The organism is Paenibacillus cellulositrophicus, from assembly GCF_009363095.1.
GTDB classification, from domain to species: domain Bacteria; phylum Bacillota; class Bacilli; order Paenibacillales; family Paenibacillaceae; genus Paenibacillus_AQ; species Paenibacillus_AQ favisporus.
The window spans coordinates 1,176,399-1,194,972 of the sequence record NZ_CP045295.1; the positions used below are offsets into that span (position 1 = coordinate 1,176,399).

Annotated in this window: 19 protein-coding genes and 1 riboswitch; all 19 genes read right to left on the minus strand. The window is 53.7% G+C overall.

Annotated elements, in window-relative coordinates; genetic code table 11:
* Window positions 1-17 precede the first annotated feature (17 nt).
* Window positions 18-1,280: a cytochrome c biogenesis protein CcsA gene (ccsA, locus tag GCU45_RS05295; RefSeq protein ID WP_152398308.1), complete on the minus strand. Its 1,263-nt coding sequence runs from the start codon at window positions 1,278-1,280 to the stop codon at window positions 18-20.
* Window positions 1,277-2,968, minus strand: coding sequence for a cytochrome c biogenesis protein ResB (gene resB / locus GCU45_RS05300; RefSeq protein WP_244364444.1), 1,692 nt, complete (start codon window positions 2,966-2,968; stop codon window positions 1,277-1,279). Before resB ends, ccsA begins: the two co-directional genes overlap by 4 nt.
* Entirely contained in the window at window positions 2,968-3,492 is a 525-nt protein-coding gene (resA, locus tag GCU45_RS05305) for a thiol-disulfide oxidoreductase ResA (RefSeq protein WP_076170064.1), read from the minus strand. The genes resB and resA overlap by 1 nt, the downstream gene beginning before the upstream one ends.
* A gap of 128 nt (window positions 3,493-3,620) precedes the next feature.
* Complete coding sequence (locus tag GCU45_RS05310) at window positions 3,621-4,361, minus strand: pseudouridine synthase (protein ID WP_145158449.1); 741 nt, start codon at window positions 4,359-4,361, stop codon at window positions 3,621-3,623.
* 21 nt (window positions 4,362-4,382) lie between these two features.
* Complete coding sequence (locus GCU45_RS05315) at window positions 4,383-4,724, minus strand: peptidoglycan recognition protein family protein (RefSeq protein ID WP_145947609.1); 342 nt, start codon at window positions 4,722-4,724, stop codon at window positions 4,383-4,385.
* Between the two features lie 80 nt (window positions 4,725-4,804).
* Complete coding sequence (locus GCU45_RS05320; RefSeq protein ID WP_105444663.1) at window positions 4,805-5,338, minus strand: spore maturation protein; 534 nt, start codon at window positions 5,336-5,338, stop codon at window positions 4,805-4,807.
* Between the two features lie 9 nt (window positions 5,339-5,347).
* Window positions 5,348-5,995: a nucleoside recognition domain-containing protein gene (locus tag GCU45_RS05325; protein ID WP_145023865.1), complete on the minus strand. Its 648-nt coding sequence runs from the start codon at window positions 5,993-5,995 to the stop codon at window positions 5,348-5,350.
* Between the two features lie 35 nt (window positions 5,996-6,030).
* A complete protein-coding gene (locus tag GCU45_RS05330) occupies window positions 6,031-7,221 on the minus strand; it encodes a D-alanyl-D-alanine carboxypeptidase family protein (RefSeq protein WP_152398309.1) in 1,191 nt (396 codons plus the stop codon).
* A 158-nt stretch (window positions 7,222-7,379) separates the two neighbouring features.
* Complete coding sequence (ytfJ, locus tag GCU45_RS05335; RefSeq protein ID WP_105444660.1) at window positions 7,380-7,853, minus strand: GerW family sporulation protein; 474 nt, start codon at window positions 7,851-7,853, stop codon at window positions 7,380-7,382.
* Between the two features lie 121 nt (window positions 7,854-7,974).
* Window positions 7,975-8,658 (minus strand): DUF2953 domain-containing protein, encoded by a 684-nt coding sequence (locus tag GCU45_RS05340; protein ID WP_167527087.1) that lies wholly within the window; start codon window positions 8,656-8,658, stop codon window positions 7,975-7,977.
* A 139-nt stretch (window positions 8,659-8,797) separates the two neighbouring features.
* Complete coding sequence (gene scpB, locus GCU45_RS05345; RefSeq protein ID WP_152398311.1) at window positions 8,798-9,397, minus strand: SMC-Scp complex subunit ScpB; 600 nt, start codon at window positions 9,395-9,397, stop codon at window positions 8,798-8,800.
* Window positions 9,366-10,160, minus strand: coding sequence for a segregation and condensation protein A (locus GCU45_RS05350; protein ID WP_145158443.1), 795 nt, complete (start codon window positions 10,158-10,160; stop codon window positions 9,366-9,368). The genes scpB and GCU45_RS05350 overlap by 32 nt, the downstream gene beginning before the upstream one ends.
* 124 nt (window positions 10,161-10,284) lie before the next feature.
* Window positions 10,285-10,752 (minus strand): 6,7-dimethyl-8-ribityllumazine synthase, encoded by a 468-nt coding sequence (ribH, locus tag GCU45_RS05355; protein ID WP_089548072.1) that lies wholly within the window; start codon window positions 10,750-10,752, stop codon window positions 10,285-10,287.
* 20 nt (window positions 10,753-10,772) lie between these two features.
* Complete coding sequence (locus tag GCU45_RS05360) at window positions 10,773-12,011, minus strand: bifunctional 3,4-dihydroxy-2-butanone-4-phosphate synthase/GTP cyclohydrolase II (RefSeq protein ID WP_152398312.1); 1,239 nt, start codon at window positions 12,009-12,011, stop codon at window positions 10,773-10,775.
* A 56-nt stretch (window positions 12,012-12,067) separates the two neighbouring features.
* Window positions 12,068-12,733, minus strand: coding sequence for a riboflavin synthase (locus tag GCU45_RS05365; protein WP_152398313.1), 666 nt, complete (start codon window positions 12,731-12,733; stop codon window positions 12,068-12,070).
* A gap of 103 nt (window positions 12,734-12,836) precedes the next feature.
* On the minus strand, window positions 12,837-13,946 hold the full coding sequence (ribD, locus tag GCU45_RS05370) for a bifunctional diaminohydroxyphosphoribosylaminopyrimidine deaminase/5-amino-6-(5-phosphoribosylamino)uracil reductase RibD (protein ID WP_152398314.1): 1,110 nt from the start codon (window positions 13,944-13,946) through the stop codon (window positions 12,837-12,839).
* Between the two features lie 415 nt (window positions 13,947-14,361).
* A riboswitch (FMN riboswitch) is annotated at window positions 14,362-14,533 on the minus strand.
* Between the two features lie 183 nt (window positions 14,534-14,716).
* Window positions 14,717-15,148, minus strand: coding sequence for a peptidylprolyl isomerase (locus GCU45_RS05375; protein WP_076170052.1), 432 nt, complete (start codon window positions 15,146-15,148; stop codon window positions 14,717-14,719).
* Window positions 15,149-15,372: 224 nt separating this feature from the next.
* The gene (gene lysA / locus GCU45_RS05380) at window positions 15,373-16,704 is read right to left on the minus strand and encodes a diaminopimelate decarboxylase (protein ID WP_152398315.1); all 1,332 of its coding nucleotides are present in this window, start codon (window positions 16,702-16,704) and stop codon (window positions 15,373-15,375) included.
* A 116-nt stretch (window positions 16,705-16,820) separates the two neighbouring features.
* On the minus strand, window positions 16,821-18,524 hold the full coding sequence (locus tag GCU45_RS05385; RefSeq protein WP_152402811.1) for a spore germination protein: 1,704 nt from the start codon (window positions 18,522-18,524) through the stop codon (window positions 16,821-16,823).
* Window positions 18,525-18,574 lie beyond the last annotated feature (50 nt).

An 18,574-nucleotide genomic window follows, 5' to 3' on the forward strand; every position in this document is an offset into this window, starting at 1 on the left:
AAATTGTCATAACTGGATCAGTTTGTACCCGCATAGGAGTGAAGTCCGGCAATGACCAGGTTCACGCCGACGAGGGTAAACATGACTACCAGGAAGCCGAGAACCGACAGCCATGACGACTGCCGCCCCTGCCAGCCGCGGGACAATCTGAGATGCAGGTAGGCACTGTAGAACAGCCAGCAGATGAGCGCCCACACTTCTTTCGGATCCCATCCCCAGAAGCGTCCCCAGGCCACCTGAGCCCAAATCATCGCAAAGATCAATGCGCCGAGCGTAAAGATCGGAAACCCGATGGCGATCGCACGGTAGCTGATCTCATCCAAATCATCGGGGTCGATCCCGTCCAGGAACGGAGAGGCCGCACGGCCAAGCGGCTTGCGCGCGATCAACCGGAGGATTCCGTACAGGATAATGCCGGAGATCACCGTCCAAATAATCGTGTTGAACTTGCGTCCCGCGTTGATCCCGTTCATCCAGGACGGAGCGCTGAACAGCGGCTTCGTCATGCCGAGGAACGGCTGATAGCTTTCGATCTTGCTTTGGTACGGCGCAACGATCGGCGGCAGCTTGTATTCGACGGTCTGCGTAACGCTCGTCGTTTGCCCGGCCGTTCCGGAAGCCTTCGTCTGGGTGAACACGGATTCATAACCGGCTGCGCGGAAGGCGAAGACCGTAATGATAAACGAGATAACCAGAATGATCGAGAAAAATACGATTTCGACCCAGCGCTGCTGGCGTCTGTCCTTTTTATCCGTGCTGCTGAAATTCACCGTGCGCAGCAGGTACATAAAGCCTGCTGCAAATGCGATCGCGAAGAACGACTCTCCGGCCGCCGCCATCGTGACGTGGATTTTCAGCCAATAGGACTGCAGCGACGGAATCAGCGGCTGCACCTCCTGCGGAAATACCGCGGCGTATGCCATAATGATGATCGTGATCGGAACGGCGAACAAGCCGAGTATCGTTTTGCGGTAAATGAGATATACCACCGTAAACGCCACCATGACCATCATCGAAAGGAATGACATGAATTCGTACATGTTGCTGACGGGAATATGTCCGCCACCCGCCCACCGGGTAAAGAAGTACGTTAGCTCCAGCACCAGGCCGAGGGAGGATACCCCGAACGCGATATTCCCCCACTTCCTGCGGTGCGACTCCGGATCCCTGTTGCTCCACCGACGGCCCATAATAGCGACCGCGAACAGGATGAACGCCGCGCAGTACAGGAAGAATGCGACGACGAACATGTTGCTGCTGAAATTTAACAATCCACTCATGAGTGATTCCCTCCGTTATCCAAGGACTTCTCGTCCACTTCCAGATTCATTTTGCGAAGTATTGCCGCAATCTCCCGGCGGATGCCGAACCAGTTCTTGCTGGTATGCGCGCCGAGGGTCAGGTTCCCGTCGTCAATCCGCAGCCAGATCCGGCGGTGCTGCCAATAGAAGCCGAGTATAAGTCCAAGCATGACGATGGCTGCGCCTACCCAGACAAAAGGCATCGCTTTGTCCACCCGGATGTTCAAATAGGTGGTCGACATCGATAGGTCCACATTTCCCATTCCTTTGACATCCAGCTCAAGCGGAACGCTGCCGCCGTTCATTTTGGCGTTGATGGCATCCTGCTGGAAGCGCTCCTTGTCGATTTGTTTCGGGAAATAGAAATAATGTACGCCTTCGGCTGGCAAATTCGGCCCTTTAATCAGGAAGAGAAAAGCCGGCGCGTTTGGATTCGGAGTTTTCGTGACGGGCTGACCGTTCTCGTCCAGCCCAAAATCGTTGTACTTCTCCTTCAACTCAAGCGAATATGGCCCTACCTTGTAGTTCCGCTCTGGATCCTTGATCTTCAGTTGGAACGTACCGTAATCTTTGCCGGTCTTCTTGTCCACCAGGGAAGGCTTGACCGAACGGAGGACCGGTGTCAAATCGTAGTCAAACTGATAGGCCTTCAGGCCTTTGTAATCCATCGGGTCGTTAACCTCGATATTATGATGGTCAACGGCCTTCAGCGTAGGCTGTTTGGACGGATCATTGCAGTTGGCCGTACATTCGTACAGGGTCGCCTGCGTCTTGAACAGTTTTGGAAGCACCTTGTTTTTGCCCTGAAATTCCTTTGGCAAATCTTGTTCCGAGTAATATTCAACCGTAAACTTCTCGTTCTTCAAATAATACGACGTATTCGGAATGTGCTTGATTTCGCCTTCTGGAAAAGCGACATGCTGATCCATGTGCAGACCGGGCAAGCCGCGAGCCAGCACGGCCAGCAGGAAAATGATCAGCCCGATATGGATGACGTATGGTCCCCAGCGGCTGAAGCGGTACTTTTCTGCGAGTAAAGCGTTATCCAAGGTATGTACACGGTAGCCTCTTTTCTTGATGTGGACGGATGCCTGCTCCACCCATTCCTTGGACTCCAGCTCTACCGGTCCCTGATACACCACGCGCTGACGGGTCAGGAACTGCTTATGCTTTAAAATTCTTTGTTTGGTAAGCGCTTTGTACAATGGCAGCACCCGGTCCAGACTGCAGATGACCAGCGACGCGCCGATCATGACGAGCAGGAGGATAAACCACCAGGATTCGTACGTATGCGACAGACCCAGCTTGTAATAAATCCATCCGGCCGTGCCGTAAGTTTCCTTGTAGTACGTTGAGGGATCGATGTTCAGAAATGTGTTTTCCTGGGGGAAAATCGTTCCGAGCATCGATCCGAGCAGGGTCAGGATAATCATGTATACGGCGATCTTTACAGACGAAAAGAAGTTCCAGATCCGGTCTATGAAATTCGGGTTGGCACGCTGAGAGCGTCGTGCCATCCCGTCATAGCGCATCTCCAGAACTTCGTTGGACTCGCGGTCTTGTTCTTCCAATGGCCTTCCGCAAGCCTCGCAGAGCACCGTTCCCACGGGGTTTTGATGCCCGCACTCGCACTTGGTGTTCTTGAATGCAATAACTTCCTTCATCATCAGGAATTCACCAACTCTTCAATTTGCTGATCGAGAGTTTGCAAATCCAGCTGTCCCAGATGGATCTTATTGATCTTCCCGTTAGGCGAGACAAAAAACGTCGTAGGCAGCGGGGATATTCCGTAGGATTGAATGGCGTCCTTCTCGGGATCCAGCATTACAGGGAAGCTGACATGGACCTGTTTCACAAAATTTTCCACGGCCATCTTGTCCTCGCCGGCGTTGATGCCAACGATGACGACATCTTTATCCTTCCACTTATCATACTGGGCCTGCAGAGCGGGCATTTCCTTCACGCATGGTTCGCACCAGGTTCCCCAGAAATTGACAACAAGCGCCTTGCCTTTATATTCATCGAGCGTATGAACCTTGCCGTCCAGCCCGAGCAAGTCAAAGTTCGGCGCCTTACTGCCTTCCGTCGGTTTGCCATTAGAGCCCGAAACCTGTGTCGTAATGGCGTAACCGCCCAAAATGACAATCAACAGCAGGATAATGATTTGAACCTTTTTTCTAGATTTACCCATGCCAAAAGCTCCCTTTCCATGACAAATCACATATTTTAAGCGCAGAGTTTGAACAACCTATGAACAATTATAGCGAAATAATGTCACAGGTGCTCCGGGAGTATTTGAAAATTATGTGTCCTTCCGTTCTATCTTTTGTTTAAATTTCCCGATTTAGCCATATTTAATAAACTTTGTACTTCATCCTTTGTCAGGTGGCGGTACAAACCGCGCTTCAAATTGTGCAGCAGCAGGTCGCCGAACGCTATGCGTTTCAGCCGGATCACCGGGTGCTTGATCGCATCAAACATGCGTCTGACCTGCCGATTGCGGCCTTCATGAATCGTGATGCTGATTACGGCTTCGTTCTTCCCCGTGTCGATATCTTTATATTCGACTTCGGCAGGGGCTGTCATACCATCCTCCAGCTGAATGCCGGCTTTGAGCTTGTCCAGGTCGCTGCCATGCGGGATCCCCTCCACCGTCGCCAGATACGTTTTGGGCACATGATGCCGCGGGTGAGTCAGCAGATTGGCAAATTCGCCGTCATTGGTCAGCAGCAGCAGACCTTCGGTATCGTAGTCCAGACGGCCGACCGGATAAACCCGCTCTTTGATGCCTTTCAAATAATCGGTTACGATTTTTCGTCCTTCCGGGTCGGACGCGCTGGTAATTACCCCTTTTGGCTTGTTAAAAACGATGTAAATCTTCTGCTCATGCTTGATCGGTTTGCCGTTCACCTTGATGATATCTTGATTCGGGTCCGCCTTGGTCCCCAGCGTGGTTACGGTTTCCCCGTTAACTTCCACTTTGCCGGCCAGAATCAATTCTTCGCACTTACGGCGCGAAGCGATACCGGCCTGCGCTAACACTTTCTGTAATCTCTCCATGTTCAATAGGTCACCTCAACCCTAATGATAACCATCAACAGGATAAATCACAAGTTCGTTCCATGGAAAATCCGCTCCTGGGCAGGTGTCGGAGTGAGGATACAAATAGAGGGGGGAAATGTTGTAGCGGCGTGCCAGCTCCATAATTAGTTTGCTGGCAACGAACAGCTGCTGTTTTTCGGCAGCGCGAAACAGGGTGTATTCGCGGTTAAAATCACCCTGGAGGCAAATATGGATATGGGACGGATCGGTGACGTAAGGGGAAGAAACGACCGAGGCATCCTCCCCGATCCAAAAATCATACCCTTTCCCATTGATGGAAGGGCATGCGGAATGATGGATGATAAAGCCTTCGAATGTCATGCGGATCACCTCATTTAAACTAGCCTCAGCTTGTTACAGTATATGAGGTGTCCATGAAACCGTTCCACACGGCTGGCCGGTTATCCGAAGAACAGCAGGCAGACGGCAATGGCTGCTGCAAATCCTACCGCATCCGATAAGAGACCGACCTTAAGCGCATACCGCCCGTTGCGGATCCCGACCGCACCCAAATAAACAGTGAGCACGTACAGCGTCGTATCCGTACTCCCTTGAATCGTTGAAGCCATCCGTCCGATCATGGAATCCGGGCCGTACACCGAGATCAGATCGGTGGCGAATGCGAGGGACCCTGTTCCTGTCAGCGGCCGCAGCAGACCCAGGGGCAATATTTCGCTCGGAACGCCCAAATGCTGAAGGAAGGGACCTGTCCAGCCCACAAAAAAATCAAGGGCCCCTGAGGCCCGGAAAATGCTGATGCCTACCATCATCCCGACCAGGTTAGGAATGATTTGAATGGCCGTTTGAAATCCCTCTTTGGCTCCGTCGACGAAGGACTCGTACACCGGCACCTTCTTGGTAAAAGCATAAAGGGGAATAAACGCGATGAGTACCGGGATCGCCCAGGCCGATATCATATTGATGAACGCCACCATACGCCCTGCTCACCCTTTCAGCTCGGATTGGGAGGAAGAAACGGGACCCGCATGCACCGGCGGCTTCTTCGGCCTGCTGCGCATAAATTTGCGCCGGTACCAGCGGTCCATAACGATGGCGGCCAGCGTGGCAACGGCGGTCGCCATCAGCGTGGTGCCAACGATATCGGTCGGATTGGCGGACTGATAGTTCATCCGGATGGCGATCAGCGTAGTCGGAATCAAGGTGATACTGGCCGTATTGAGCGCCAGTAGCGTGCACATCGCCGGGCTGGCGGCCGTCTTATCGGGATTCAGCGTCTGCAGCTCCTGCATCGCCTTGATGCCCATTGGCGTGGCTGCGTTGCCTAGACCGAGCAGATTCGCACTCATATTGGACAATATGTAACCCATCGCAGGATGGTTTTTCGGCACATCCGGAAATAAAAAGGTGACGATCGGGCTCAGCAGCCGGGCTATTTTTTTCAGCAGGCCCGAATCTTCCGCAAGGCGCATCATACCGAGCCAGAAGACCAGCACGCTGATTAACCCGAAGCATACTGTCACCCCGGTCTTAGCCCCGTCGAAGGCCGCAGAAGTGACCAGTTCAATTTTCCCCTGGGCTGCTGCAAAACCGAATCCAATCAGAATAAGCCCCAGCCAAATCGCATTGATCATTTCGTATCCCCTCTCCCCAGGTTGTTACGTTAACATCAGGCCCCAGGCTGAAGCAGACGCTTCATCACCACGCTGAACCATTGTCCCCAATTAATTTTGTGAACGGGTGCCATCGTCTGCTCAGCAGCTGTTCCGGACGCCGTTCGTTCCGGCAGCACGCTTCCTTTTCTGTAGACCGGAATTTCTCCGATCTTTTCCCCTTTCAGCGACACCTCGATTTTCCCTCTCAGCCCGAATCTCAAATCCGGCGCTCCTTCCTCCGCTTCAGGATAGAGCACCAGCTTCTTGTTGACCTGAGCTTCCTCACCATCGGCAAAAGGGTACTGGAACGTTTGGCTGACGACCAGGTCCTGCCCCTGTACCGACTCCCCTTTTTCGGTCAGCTGTTTCAGCGGGTAGTATTCAAACCCGTAATCCAGCATTCTGCCGTGGTCGTTCCAGTCGTCCCCGTCGTTTAAGGTCACGGCGACCAGCTGCTGGCCGTTGCGGGTTGCCGAGCTGACCAGGCAGCGGAACGCCTTTTTGGTATAGCCGGTCTTAACCCCGTCCGCTCCTTCATAAAGGCGGAGCATTTTATTTTTGTTATCCCATTTGTAGTCCCAGGATTCATTCGGATTCGGAACCTTCTTCGTCGGCGTCTTCACGATTTCCTTAAAAACCGGATTATGCAGGGCATATGCCGTCAACTTGGCCAAATCGTTGGCCGATGAATAATGGCCTTCCTCGTCCAGTCCGTGCGGATTCATAAAATGCGAATGGGAAAGGCCCAGCATACGGGCTTTCTCGTTCATCAAATATACAAACCCCTCCACAGAACCGCCGACGTGCTCGGCAATCGCCGTGGCCGCGTCATTGCCTGAACGCAGCATCAGCCCGTACAGCATATTTTCCAGGGTCATTTCTTCCCCCAGCTTGAGATAGATGGAAGACCCTTCTTTGCCAAAGGCGTTTTTGCTGACCTTCACTTCGCTGTCCAGCTTGCCATGCTCAATCGCTACGATGGCGGTCATGATTTTCGTCAGGCTGGCGATCCGGAGCTCATCGTCCCCGTGGCTGGAATACAGCAGCCTGCCTGAAGTGACATCGATCAAGGCTGCGGCCTGAGCGTGGGTACCGAGAGCGGGTAAATTTTTCGCGGCAGATGCCCGGCTTGTACCGGCAAAGCCGCTGGCGATGAGCGTGATGACCGCAATCCAGCTCCATATTCGTTTATGCTTGATCCACATGTTATCTTTCCTTTCGGTTCGGAAAATCTTGTACAAGTATATGCTTGGCCTAACTCGGGTATGCCAAACGTGTAAACCAGAAAAAATCGATGACCTTTTTCAGAAATCGTTTCTTCACAAAAAATCCCTCCCGGCTGACGGAAGGGATTGGCACAGGCTTAAAACAATGAAGGATTGATCTCCGAAGTCGTCGTTTGGGCTGGATTGACTGCACCAGCACCCGTTTGCGTATTCGTTTGGAACATCGACGTGATTTTATCCACCATGGAAGGTGCGGAATCAATTAATTTCTCGAATAAATGCGTTTGATTATCGAGCGGAACGATATTCACGCCTGCTTTGCCGACAACGAGAAATGCGATCGGACGAATCGAAACTCCACCGCCGCTGCCCCCGCCAAACGGCAAGGACTTGGATTCATGTCCAGGTGCCGCGCTCACGCTTTTACTGATATCATCCGCGTTAAAATCACTTCCCCCTGCAGCAAAGCCAAAGCCCACCTTACTGATCGGAAGGATGACGCTGCCGTCAGGAGTTTCTACAGGGTCGCCGACGATTGTGTTGACATCAACCATGCCTTTGATGTTTTCCATCGCAGTCTGCATTAAGCCTTGAATCGGATGCTCTGCCATGTTGATTCCTCCTAGTGTGTTGATATTAAGCTCTGAGCCACAGATGTTAGCTTGCCCATATCCTTTTGAAGTATGTAGTCCCGCCTGCGCGGCCGGTACCGTTAAATTAAGTAAGCCTTTGCTATCGCAGAACCTGTTTGGCCAATCGGAACCAATGGATCGGACCTCCCGGTACTTTGAGAATTCGGGCCATCAACATGATGCCGGCATACAAGGCATAACCGCAGGATATGCGGGCGACGCAGGACAGCTCGGTAGCAAACTGCGGCTCATCCTTAAACACCGGAACGACAAAGAGCCTTGGATTGTTTCGCATGCGTACTTTAAAGGAAAGCCAGCCCACCAAGGTCGTTTTGAGCCCCCACACGGTTCCCGTTGCAATTGCAGTCCATGCTGCATCGCCGGTTGATAAATTGGTGGACCAATCCAGCTTCATAATGTTCACATGCTGCATGGTACGGTTAAACCATTCCTTTAAAGAAGCCGTCGACTGGAGCATAATCCTCACTTCATCTGCCCAATGGTCCAGCCTTCTTTTGTTAATATGCGCTTTTCCGACGGTTTGGCCGTTACGGAAGCTGTTTTTGCTCTCAAGCCGGAGCATAAAGCCCTTTTTCATATTGGCAAACACCAGGGAAGGCATCTCATAATGCATTTTTACGATTCCATACAGCATCTTGACGTCCAATACGGCCTTGTCATCCTTATTGTGCTTGCTGTACCATAATGTAATGGTAATGCTTGACATTATGACGGCAACTAGCAGGATGATCAGGAGAACAATAATGGCGACTACAATCCACACGTATAAACCCCCAAGTCTGTCCATAAATCTTCCTGTGCATAGTATGGCATTCCCCAATGGAAAAGATTCGGCCACAAGCTTTTTTGAACGCCAAAGACCCACCCGGGGAATCCGGATGGGTCTTGTTGTTTATGCAGTTTTACGGCACATCGTCAAATGTCAGCTGTCTTCCGTCCAGCTTTTCGAACAAGAGCTGGGTTTCTTCCTCCAGATTATCCGCATCTTCAAAAATGGCCGGCTCCGGAAGCGCCTGAAGATTCGGCAGGCCAAAGTAATCGAGGAACGACTTGGTCGTACCGTACAAAATCGGACGTCCGATCGCCTCCGCCCGTCCCGTCTCCTCGATCAGGTCCTTGTTGACCAGCGTCTGGATCGCCCGCTCGGATTTGACGCCGCGGATCTCTTCGATTTCCACACGGGTAATCGGCTGCCGGTAGGCCACGATGGCCAGCGTCTCGAGAGCCGCCTGCGACAGCGAGGACCGGGATGGGGAATAAGCGAGCCGCTCGAAATACGGGGCGTGATCGGGCAGCGTAGCCAGCTGATAGCTGCCGGCAATCTGGACGACCTGGATCCCCCTTTTCTCCCTGACAAAATCCTCCTTCATTTCTTCCAGGGCGTCGGTCACCAGCTCGGGACGGTGCTCGACGACCTCGGCAATCTGCTTGGCCGTCAGCCCTTCATCCCCCGCCAAAAAGAGCAGACCCTCAATAATCGATTTCAACGTCGGAAAGTCCATTCGAGAGACCTCCCCCTTTCCATTCCATCACAATGTCGTCGAACAGCTTTTCCTGATAACAAATAATTTGTTTCATCTTCATCAGCTCCAAAATGGCCAGAAACGTCACGACGATTTCATGCCGTACCATCTCATCATGCAGCAGCTTGGAAAACAATAGCTTGCCGCCGGGCCCACTGGATTCCAGGGCATGCACCACCTCGCGGATCCGATCCTTCACCGAAATTTCGTCCCGCTGGATTTTGGCGTAGCTGGTCCGCTTCGACGCCTTGCGCAGCGCCTTCTGAAAAGCCGCGACCAAATCGGAGGCGTGCAGGCCTTTGACCGGATTGTCCGACACACGCGGCACCCACGGCGTTAGATCCTCGGGCTCCTTGGAGTAGATCAGGCTCCGTTCAAATTCCTTTTCCTGCAAATGCTTGGCAATCCCTTTATATTTGCGGTATTCGATCAGCTTCTGCACGAGCTCTGCCCGCGGATCGATTTCTTCTTCTTCATAAAAGTCAAACTCGTCCATTTCAAATACCGGAGGCTTCGGCAGCAGGAGCTTGCTCTTGATCGACAGCAGCGTGGCCGCCATAACCAGAAACTCGCTAGTGATATCCAATTCGAGCTCCTGCATGCTCTGCAAATATTCCATATATTGATCGGTAATCTCACTGACGGGGATATCCTGGATGTCGATTTCCGCTTTGTCAATCAGGTGCAGCAGCAAATCAAGCGGTCCTTCAAACGTCTCCAGCTTGTATAATACAGTGTTCACGGCTTATCCTCCCGTCACTTAAAGTACGCCCGCCAAGCGGGGCTGTGTCCCAATGGCGCTTAAGGCACTTTGCGGACATAAAAAATGCAGTACCCGTAAAAAAGGGTACTACATTAAATAAGCACTATTTTAACTGTTTCGTCAAGTTGGCCATTTCAATTGCCGCCACCGCAGCATCGTATCCTTTGTTTCCGGCCTTCGTTCCGGCCCGTTCCACCGCCTGCTCGATGTTCTCCGTCGTCAAGACGCCGAAAATGGTAGGAACGCCGGTTTTCAGGTTGATCGCCGCCACGCCTTTGGCCACCTCGTTGCACACGTAGTCGTAATGGGAGGTTGACCCCCGGATAACCGTGCCGAGCGTAATGACGGCGTCGTACTTGCCGCTTTCGGCCATCTTCTGGGCAATCAGCGGAATTTCGAAAGCGCCCGGAACCCACGCCACATCCACTTCTTCTTCCTTGGCGCCGTGCCGCTTCAGTCCGTCGAGTGCGCCGCCCAGCAGCTTGCTGGTGATAAACTCATTGAATCTTCCTACCACGATGCCGTATTTTAATCCTTCGGATACCAAATTTCCTTCATAAATATGTGCCATGCTTCATCAGCCTCCTGTAATTATTCGGTAGTCGTCAATGAATCGGGCTGCTCAAATTTCAGCATATGCCCCAGCTTCATTTGCTTCGTATGCAAGTAGTTCTCGTTGTCCTTATTGGCCTGCATTTGGATCGGCACGCGCTCGACGATTTCCAGCCCGTAGCCCTCCAGGCCTTTGATTTTACGCGGATTGTTCGTCAGCAGCCGAATTTGGCGAATGCCGAGATCCTTCAATATTTGAGCTCCGATGCCGTAATCGCGAAGATCCGCGGGGAATCCGAGCTTCAGGTTGGCATCGACCGTATCAAGGCCCTCTTCCTGAAGCTTATAGGCTCTCAGCTTGTTAAGGAGCCCGATGCCGCGTCCCTCCTGGCGCATGTACAGCAGCACGCCGCGGCCTTCTTCGTTGATCTGCCGGAGTGCGGCTTCAAACTGCGGGCCGCAATCGCAGCGATGGGAATGGAACACGTCCCCTGTCAGGCATTCGGAATGGACGCGGGTGAGCACCGGCTCCCCGGATGCGATGTCCCCTTTGACGAGCGCCAAATGTTCTTTATTGTCCACCGCATTCGTATAGGCGACGACCTGGAACTCGCCGAAGTCCGTCGGCATCCGCACCGAAACCTCGCGGGTAACGAGCTTTTCCTTATTGTTGCGGTACTGGATCAAATCCTTGATGCTGATCAGCTTGAGGCCGTGTTTCTTGGCGATCTGCGCGAGGTCCGGCAGCCGTGCCATCGTCCCGTCCTCTTTGATGATCTCGCAGATCACTCCGGCCGGGAACGATCCGCTGAGACGGGCGAGATCCACCGCCGCTTCAGTATGGCCGGCGCGCCGGAGCACGCCGCCGGTTTTGGCAATCAGCGGAAACATGTGGCCGGGGCGCCGGAAATCGGCTGCAGTCGCTTCTTGATCGGCCAGCGCTTTGGCGGTCAGGGACCGCTCATAGGCGGAGATGCCCGTTGTCGTCTCCTTGTGGTCGATGGAGACGGTAAAGGCCGTGCCGTGATGGTCCGTATTGTTCGATACCATCGGCTTCAGGCCGAGCTCAGCGGCTCTTTCCTCGGTAATCGGCATGCAGACCAGTCCGCGTCCTTCCGTGATCATGAAGTTGATGACTTCAGGCGTTGCCTGATCCGCCAAGGCGATAAAATCGCCTTCGTTCTCGCGGTCTTCGTCGTCCACGACGATAACGACCTTGCCTGCCGACAAGTCAGACACCGCATCTTCAATGCGGTCAAACACAAAATCCTCCTCCATGGGTTTCCCTCCTATTCCTGCATGGGCTTATTGGCCTGTCTGTCCTCTTGCCTGCCTCATGCAAATCCGTGTTGTGCTAGCAGCTCCAGGCTGATTCCCGAAGGTTCAGGACGCCCATTCCCTTCCCCTGTTCGGTAGTGAAGCAAATGGTCCACATATTTTCCGAGAATGTCGCATTCCAGATTTAGCGCACTTCCAGGCTTTTTGTCTGCCAGACTCGTCTCCGCAAGCGTATGTGGGATAATGGAAACGGTGAATGTTGTGGCGCTCGTCTTGACCACCGTCAAGCTGATGCCGTCCAGGGTAATAGATCCTTGCGGGATGATGTAGCGGAGCAGGGCGGTATCTTCCGGCTCCACTTCGATCAAAACCGCATTCTGATCCCGGTCCATCGCCCGGATCGTCCCTGTCCCGTCGGCATGTCCCTGCACGATATGTCCGCCGAAGCGGGCGCCCACCTGCATGGCGCGCTCCAAATTCACCCGGCTTCCAGCCCCCAGCGATTTCAAAGTGGAATGGCGGTACGTTTGCGGCATGACGTCCACCGCGAACGAACGGGCTCCAATCTCGACAGCCGTGAGGCAGACGCCATTGACCGAGACGCTGTCCCCGATTTTGAGATCGCCCATAATCCGGGAGGCCTCGATATGGAGGATCATCGTTTCCCCTTTGCTGGAGACGCCCCGCATGACGCCGACCTCTTCAACCAAACCGGTAAACATCGCAACCGCTCCTTTCTGTCCTGTAAAGTAGTCTTTCATACGATTCATATCGTTAACCGTGTGCAGCTCATTAAATAGTTAAGTATCGTTTTTCCGGATCATGTCATGCCGGCCAAACCGGCTTACCGCTGATGCAGACGTTATCCCCAAGCACTTCGGTCTCTACGTCTTCTAGCCGGACGGCGTCCGCCATCTTGTCGGCGCCTCGCAGCGAGAAGTTGACGGGGGCCGCCGGACCTCCAACGATTTTCGGTGCGAAATAGAGCACGATCCGGTCGATCAGCCGGGCCTCCAGCAAGGCACCGTTCAGCCGGCCGCCGCCTTCCACCAGAATCGAGCCGATCTCACGTTTGCCCAGCTCCTGCATCGCCAGGCGAAGATCGACCTGCGGGCTCGATCCGCAGCGGATCGTTTCTACGCCGAACTCCTTAAGGGCATCCGCCTTATCCAGATCGGCGCGTTCCGTCGTCAAAATGACGGTCGGCGCAGCTCCATCCTGAACAACCTTGGACTCAAGCGGAATCCGCAGCAAGGAATCGACGACGATCCGTACAGGATTCAGACCGATGGTGCCCTGCAGCCGGGTAGTCAGCTGCGGATTGTCCGCGATCACCGTATTTACGCCAACCATAATCCCTTGATGGCGGTGGCGGAGCGTATGAACCTGCTCCCGGGCCGCTTCGTTCGTGATCCATTTACTGTCTCCCGATTCGGCCGCGATGCGCCCGTCCAGCGTGCTTGCTGTCTTGACCGTCACATAGGGAAGCCCGGTCGTAATATACTTGATAAACTTTTCGTTCAAGCGGCGGGACCTGTCACCGAGCAGTCCGACTTCGACCTCAATCCCGCTGTGGCGGAGCAGCTCGATTCCTCTGCCCGCCACTTGGGGGTTGGGATCTTCGCAGGCAACGACGACCCGCTTCACCTTCTCGCGTATGAGGCGTTCGCTGCAGGGCGGCGTTTTTCCGTAATGGCTGCAGGGCTCCAGCGTTACATAGACCGTACTCCCTTCCGCACGGTCACCCGCCATATTCAGCGCATGTACTTCCGCATGGGCGGTTCCCCGCTGCAAATGCGTGCCAAGCCCAACCATAGCCCCGTCTTGGACAACGACGCAGCCGACAACCGGATTGATCCCGGTCTGACCCTGCGCCCGCTCCGCCATATCGAGTGCAAGCGCCATATAAAATTCATCGTTGATGATGCCGTCCATTCATCTCCCCCCTTGTTCGGAATCGGGACATCCCCTCAAAGCTAAGTCTCGGCTTCGGGCGCTTTGCGGATACTTCGCATGTTGTAAATTCCATGGTAAATCACCTTACCATGCGCAGCTTTGGCTCCGCGCTGTTCAAACCGGTACTCTCCGGGGATCCCCCAGGTCTTTGTAAAAAAGCAAAAAGCCCCGGGATGGCTTAAACCATCCTCGGGGCTGTGAGAGACAAGTCAGATACACTCCAATAAGGCTGCAGAATCCCAATAATCAGGATCAGCCAAATAAGTCATCGGTAGCGTAAAGTCGTCAGCAAACAGAAGCCGTCCCGCCATGGACAACCTTCTATTTTGTGAAAACAACCACGTACACGTGACATCTTATTGGACAGCTGCACTCCCAACTGAAGTGCACGCTTTCTCTCCTTCTCCCATCCAGACTATACTGTCGGTCCCGGATTTGCACCAGGTCCACCGTACGCTCAGCGTCAAACGAAGCGTCCGGGTCACGGACTGAGACGAGCGCCAGAACTGATCGGCTGCCGCGTCATCACCGCCGGTAGGGAATTTCACCCTGCCCCGAAGGATATAACCAATATCAATATGCAATTGTTAGATGGAATCGCTGCCTAATGGAAGCCCATCTATATTAGGAAATGTTAACACTGCCTCCGCAAAAAATCAATACGTCCCTTTTCCCGGCCCTGAACAAAAAGCCGCTTGTCCCTCTTTGAAGAAGGGAAAGCGGCTGATAAATCGTGCGCGACTCGCAGATTAAGCTTCGTATACTTCGACCGTCTTCATCACGTCGCGGCCTTGGAACGCGTCGACGTATTCCATGCCCTTCGTCACTTTGCCGAATACGGTATGCTGCCCGTCGAGATGCGGCTGCGGCTGGTAGCAGATATAGAACTGGCTTCCGCCGGTGTTACGGCCGGCATGTGCCATCGCCAGCGATCCGCGCTCGTGTTTGTTCGGGTTGATTTCGCAATTGATCGTGTAGCCAGGGCCGCCGGTACCGGTGCCGTTCGGGCAACCGCCCTGCGCAACGAATCCCGGAATGACGCGGTGGAACACCAGACCGTTGTAGAAACCGGAGTTTGCCAGTTTCTCAAAGTTCGCCACCGTGTTCGGAGCGTCTTTTTCAAACAGATCGAGCAGCACTTCGCCGCCGTTTTCAAGAGTGATTTTTGCTTGCTTGGCCATTATGTCAATGACTCCTTTCATGTCTTTCCTGAGTGTTAACAGACATCTTCTAGTTTACTATGAAATCCCGGGCGAAGCAAAATAATTCCGTACTTCTCATCGTTCTATAAACGCGCAAAAGGACCCCTCTGCATTCCCCAATACAGAGATGATCCTTTATACTGCGCACCAATTCATTTACCAGAGGCGCTGGCGAACAGCGCCTGTCCCCTTAATGTATCTCCTTACTTAAGCACAGCCTGCTTTGCGATCCGCTCAGGAATGACATCGTGGCCGATGATATCCTGAAGGCTCTCGCGGCGAACAACCAGGTCGCTTTGACCTTGGTTCACGAACACGACCGCCGGTTTGCGGATCCGGTTGTAGTTGCTCGCCATGGAATAGTTGTAGGCCCCTGTGCACGAAACGGCGAGCAGGTCACCGTTATTGACTTTCGGAAGCTCTGCATCCCAAATCAGCATGTCGCCGCTCTCGCAGCATTTGCCGGCAATGGACACGGTTTCTTCCGGCTTGTCGTTGGCACGGTTGGCCAGCATGGCCTCATACTTCGACTCGTACAGCGCCGGGCGCGGGTTGTCCGTCATGCCGCCATCCACGGCCACGTACTTGCGCACACCCGGAATATCCTTGCTGGTGCCGACGGTGTACAAGGTTGTCCCCGCATCGCCCACGATGCTGCGGCCCGGTTCCACCCAAATTTCCGGCAGCTCGCTTCCCCACTCGGCAAAATGCGTTTTCACCGCGTCGGTAATCGCCTTCACGTACTGGCTGACTTCAAGCGGCGTGTCGCCTTCAACGTATCGGATGCCAAAGCCTCCGCCGAGGTTCACTACTTTGAACTGCACGCCCAGCTGTTCTTTGACACTCTTGGCAAATTCGGCTACACGCTGAACCGCCATCTGAAATCCGTCGACCTCGAAGATTTGCGACCCGATATGGGAATGGACGCCAAGAAGCTCCAGATGCTCCTGAGCGGCAGCTGCTTTGACGGCTTCAAACGCAGAGCCGTTACCGATGTCGAAACCGAATTTCGAGTCGGTTTGGCCGGTTGAAATATATTCATGCGTATGAGCTTCAACCCCTGGTGTGACGCGGAGCAAAATGTTGACCTTCACCTTTTTCTCAGCCGCCACCGATTCCAGCACATGCAGCTCAACAAAATTGTCTACGACGAAGCAGCCGATGCCGGCGTCGATCGCCATTTCCATCTCTTCCACCGTCTTGTTGTTGCCGTGGAAATGGATGCGCTTGGTCGGGAAGCCTGCCTGAAGCGCCGTGAACAATTCGCCGTCGGACACGACGTCTAGAGACATGTCCTCTTCCTCTGCGATCCGGCACATGGCCATGACGCAGAACGCCTTGCTGGCGTAAGCCACCTGGAATTTCAGTCCGGACGCACGGAACGCATCGACGTATTCGCGGCACCGCGTGCGGACCAGCTCCTCGTCGACGATATAAAGCGGCGTACCATACTGCTTCTTCAGCTCGGTAACGTCACAGCCACCGATTTCCAGGTGACCGTCCGCATTGATTTTACTTGTACCATGTAGAAACATATTATGCATCCCTTCGCTTTCCTTGGAAATGTAAATATTCCATGTGAACTTTTACATCAGTATACCAGACAAGGGAAGAGAATGAATGGATTTTTTTGCACAACATTTGTGTTTTCCTACGACTGTTCGCGGTTGTCCGGGTTCTTCGCCATCCGCGTATTATCCCTCGTTTTGTTGAAAGACGGCCTTTTCTTGCTCTCAAGCACAGGGAAGCGCAGCAGCACTTCAGACAGAGCCTTTGCATTAAACGGTATAAACGGCCATAGATAAGACGAGTTGTAAGACCGGTGCAGCGTCAGCAGAAGGATCAGCAGCGTCGTCCCGACAACCAATCCCTGCACTTTGAAAATAGCCACCGCGACCAGCAGCACAAGCCTCACCATCCGGTTGGCTAACCCCAGCTCATAGCTCGGCGTGGCGAACATGCCGATGGCCGCTACAGCCATGTACAAGACGACCTCATTGACGAACAAGCCTGTTTTCACCGCGATATCCCCGACGAGGATCGCCGCGATGAGGCCCATGGCCGAAGCCAGCGGGGTCGGCGTATGCACAGCGGCCAGTCGGAGGAGATCGACGCCGAACTCAACCAGCAGAAACTGGGCGATAAGCGGAATTTTACCCGTATCGTGCGGCCCGATGAAATTTAATTCCGGAGGCTTCAGATGCGGATCGATCACAAGCAGCATCCAGAGCGGAAGCAGAAACATGGAGGCGAAAATACCCAGAAACCGGACCCACCTGAGGTAGGTCCCCATAAATGCCGTCTGCCGGTTCTCTTCGGCATGCTGGCACAGGTCGAAAAACGTAGTCGGCATGACCATCACACTCGGCGAGGTGTCCACGAACACCACTACCCTGCCTTCTAAGATATGCGAAGCGACCACGTCCGGTCTCTCTGAATATCTGACCAGCGGATACGGATGCCATCCCTTGTTGATGATCACTTCCTCCAGCTGCTTGTCGCCTTGGGGAAGGCCGTCGATGTCAATACTTTTGATTTTCTTCCGGATGGAGTCTACTTGAACCTTATCCACAATGTCGTCGATATAAGCAATACAGACGTCCGTCCGCGTCCTCCGCCCGACCTGCACAAGCTCGCTTTTGAATCCGGGGTCGCGGATCCGCCGCCGCACGAGGGCGATGTTGGTAAGCAGCGTTTCGGTGAACCCGTCACGTGCACCCCGCACCACCCGTTCAATACTTGGTTCTTCGGGGCTACGGACCGGATAATTCCGGGTATCTAAAATGATGCACGCCCGTTCTCCCTCGATGAATAGTGCGGACATTCCCATCAGTACTTTATTGACTGCCGCGCTGAGCTTGTCGACAATCTCGACCTGAATATGCGGGATGTAAAATTCAAAAAAGGACTTAAGCGCATCCGAAGTAAGCTGGTCGGCGGACAAATAGGTAAGCCGCTTCAGTATTTCCAGCATGATGTTGTCTTTGGCAAAGCCGTTAATGAAGAACAATCCCGTGTTCTGGCCGGCGAGGGTCATTTCGCGAAACACGATGTCAAAGGATGAACCCAGGCCCACCACTTCCTTGAGCGTGTTTTTGGTCGTCTCCAGGCTTTCCGGAATTTCATCCTTATCCTGCCAATAGATGATGGATTCCTCGACGGTGTCGGATCTTTCCTGGTCGCGTTTTTCCTGCATCCGCTTATCTTCTCCGCCGTCACCCGCTGCCTTATGCTCATCCTCAGCCTGTTCTTCGCCGCCTTCACGCCGGCCCGCCGTCCTCCGGGGCTCCTTCCCCTCCTCCGACGGATGAGAAGCGTCTTCCTTCTTCTCTTTCGATTCGTCCCCGTACTGCATGATCATCGCAATGCCGGCAGGGTCCTCTACGTTGATTTCCTGATCCTTGT

Bases quoted from the DNA above. Each gene is read 5' to 3' on its own strand.
- resA (WP_076170064.1), bottom strand. From the start codon at position 3,492: ATGGGTAAATCTAGAAAAAAGGTTCAAATCATTATCCTGCTGTTGATT.
- GCU45_RS05310 (WP_145158449.1), bottom strand. From the start codon at position 4,361: ATGGAGAGATTACAGAAAGTGTTAGCGCAGGCCGGTATCGCTTCGCGC.
- lysA (WP_152398315.1), bottom strand. From the start codon at position 16,704: ATGTTTCTACATGGTACAAGTAAAATCAATGCGGACGGTCACCTGGAA.
- GCU45_RS05315 (WP_145947609.1), bottom strand. From the start codon at position 4,724: ATGACATTCGAAGGCTTTATCATCCATCATTCCGCATGCCCTTCCATC.
- GCU45_RS05320 (WP_105444663.1), bottom strand. From the start codon at position 5,338: ATGGTGGCGTTCATCAATATGATATCGGCCTGGGCGATCCCGGTACTC.
- GCU45_RS05365 (WP_152398313.1), bottom strand. From the start codon at position 12,733: ATGTTTACCGGTTTGGTTGAAGAGGTCGGCGTCATGCGGGGCGTCTCC.
- GCU45_RS05360 (WP_152398312.1), bottom strand. From the start codon at position 12,011: ATGGAGGAGGATTTTGTGTTTGACCGCATTGAAGATGCGGTGTCTGAC.
- resB (WP_244364444.1), bottom strand. From the start codon at position 2,968: ATGATGAAGGAAGTTATTGCATTCAAGAACACCAAGTGCGAGTGCGGG.
- ccsA (WP_152398308.1), bottom strand. From the start codon at position 1,280: ATGAGTGGATTGTTAAATTTCAGCAGCAACATGTTCGTCGTCGCATTC.
- GCU45_RS05385 (WP_152402811.1), bottom strand. From the start codon at position 18,524: ATGCAGTACGGGGACGAATCGAAAGAGAAGAAGGAAGACGCTTCTCAT.
- GCU45_RS05330 (WP_152398309.1), bottom strand. From the start codon at position 7,221: ATGTGGATCAAGCATAAACGAATATGGAGCTGGATTGCGGTCATCACG.
- GCU45_RS05375 (WP_076170052.1), bottom strand. From the start codon at position 15,148: ATGGCCAAGCAAGCAAAAATCACTCTTGAAAACGGCGGCGAAGTGCTG.
- GCU45_RS05325 (WP_145023865.1), bottom strand. From the start codon at position 5,995: ATGATCAATGCGATTTGGCTGGGGCTTATTCTGATTGGATTCGGTTTT.
- scpB (WP_152398311.1), bottom strand. From the start codon at position 9,397: ATGGACTTTCCGACGTTGAAATCGATTATTGAGGGTCTGCTCTTTTTG.
- ribD (WP_152398314.1), bottom strand. From the start codon at position 13,946: ATGGACGGCATCATCAACGATGAATTTTATATGGCGCTTGCACTCGAT.
- ytfJ (WP_105444660.1), bottom strand. From the start codon at position 7,853: ATGGCAGAGCATCCGATTCAAGGCTTAATGCAGACTGCGATGGAAAAC.
- ribH (WP_089548072.1), bottom strand. From the start codon at position 10,752: ATGGCACATATTTATGAAGGAAATTTGGTATCCGAAGGATTAAAATAC.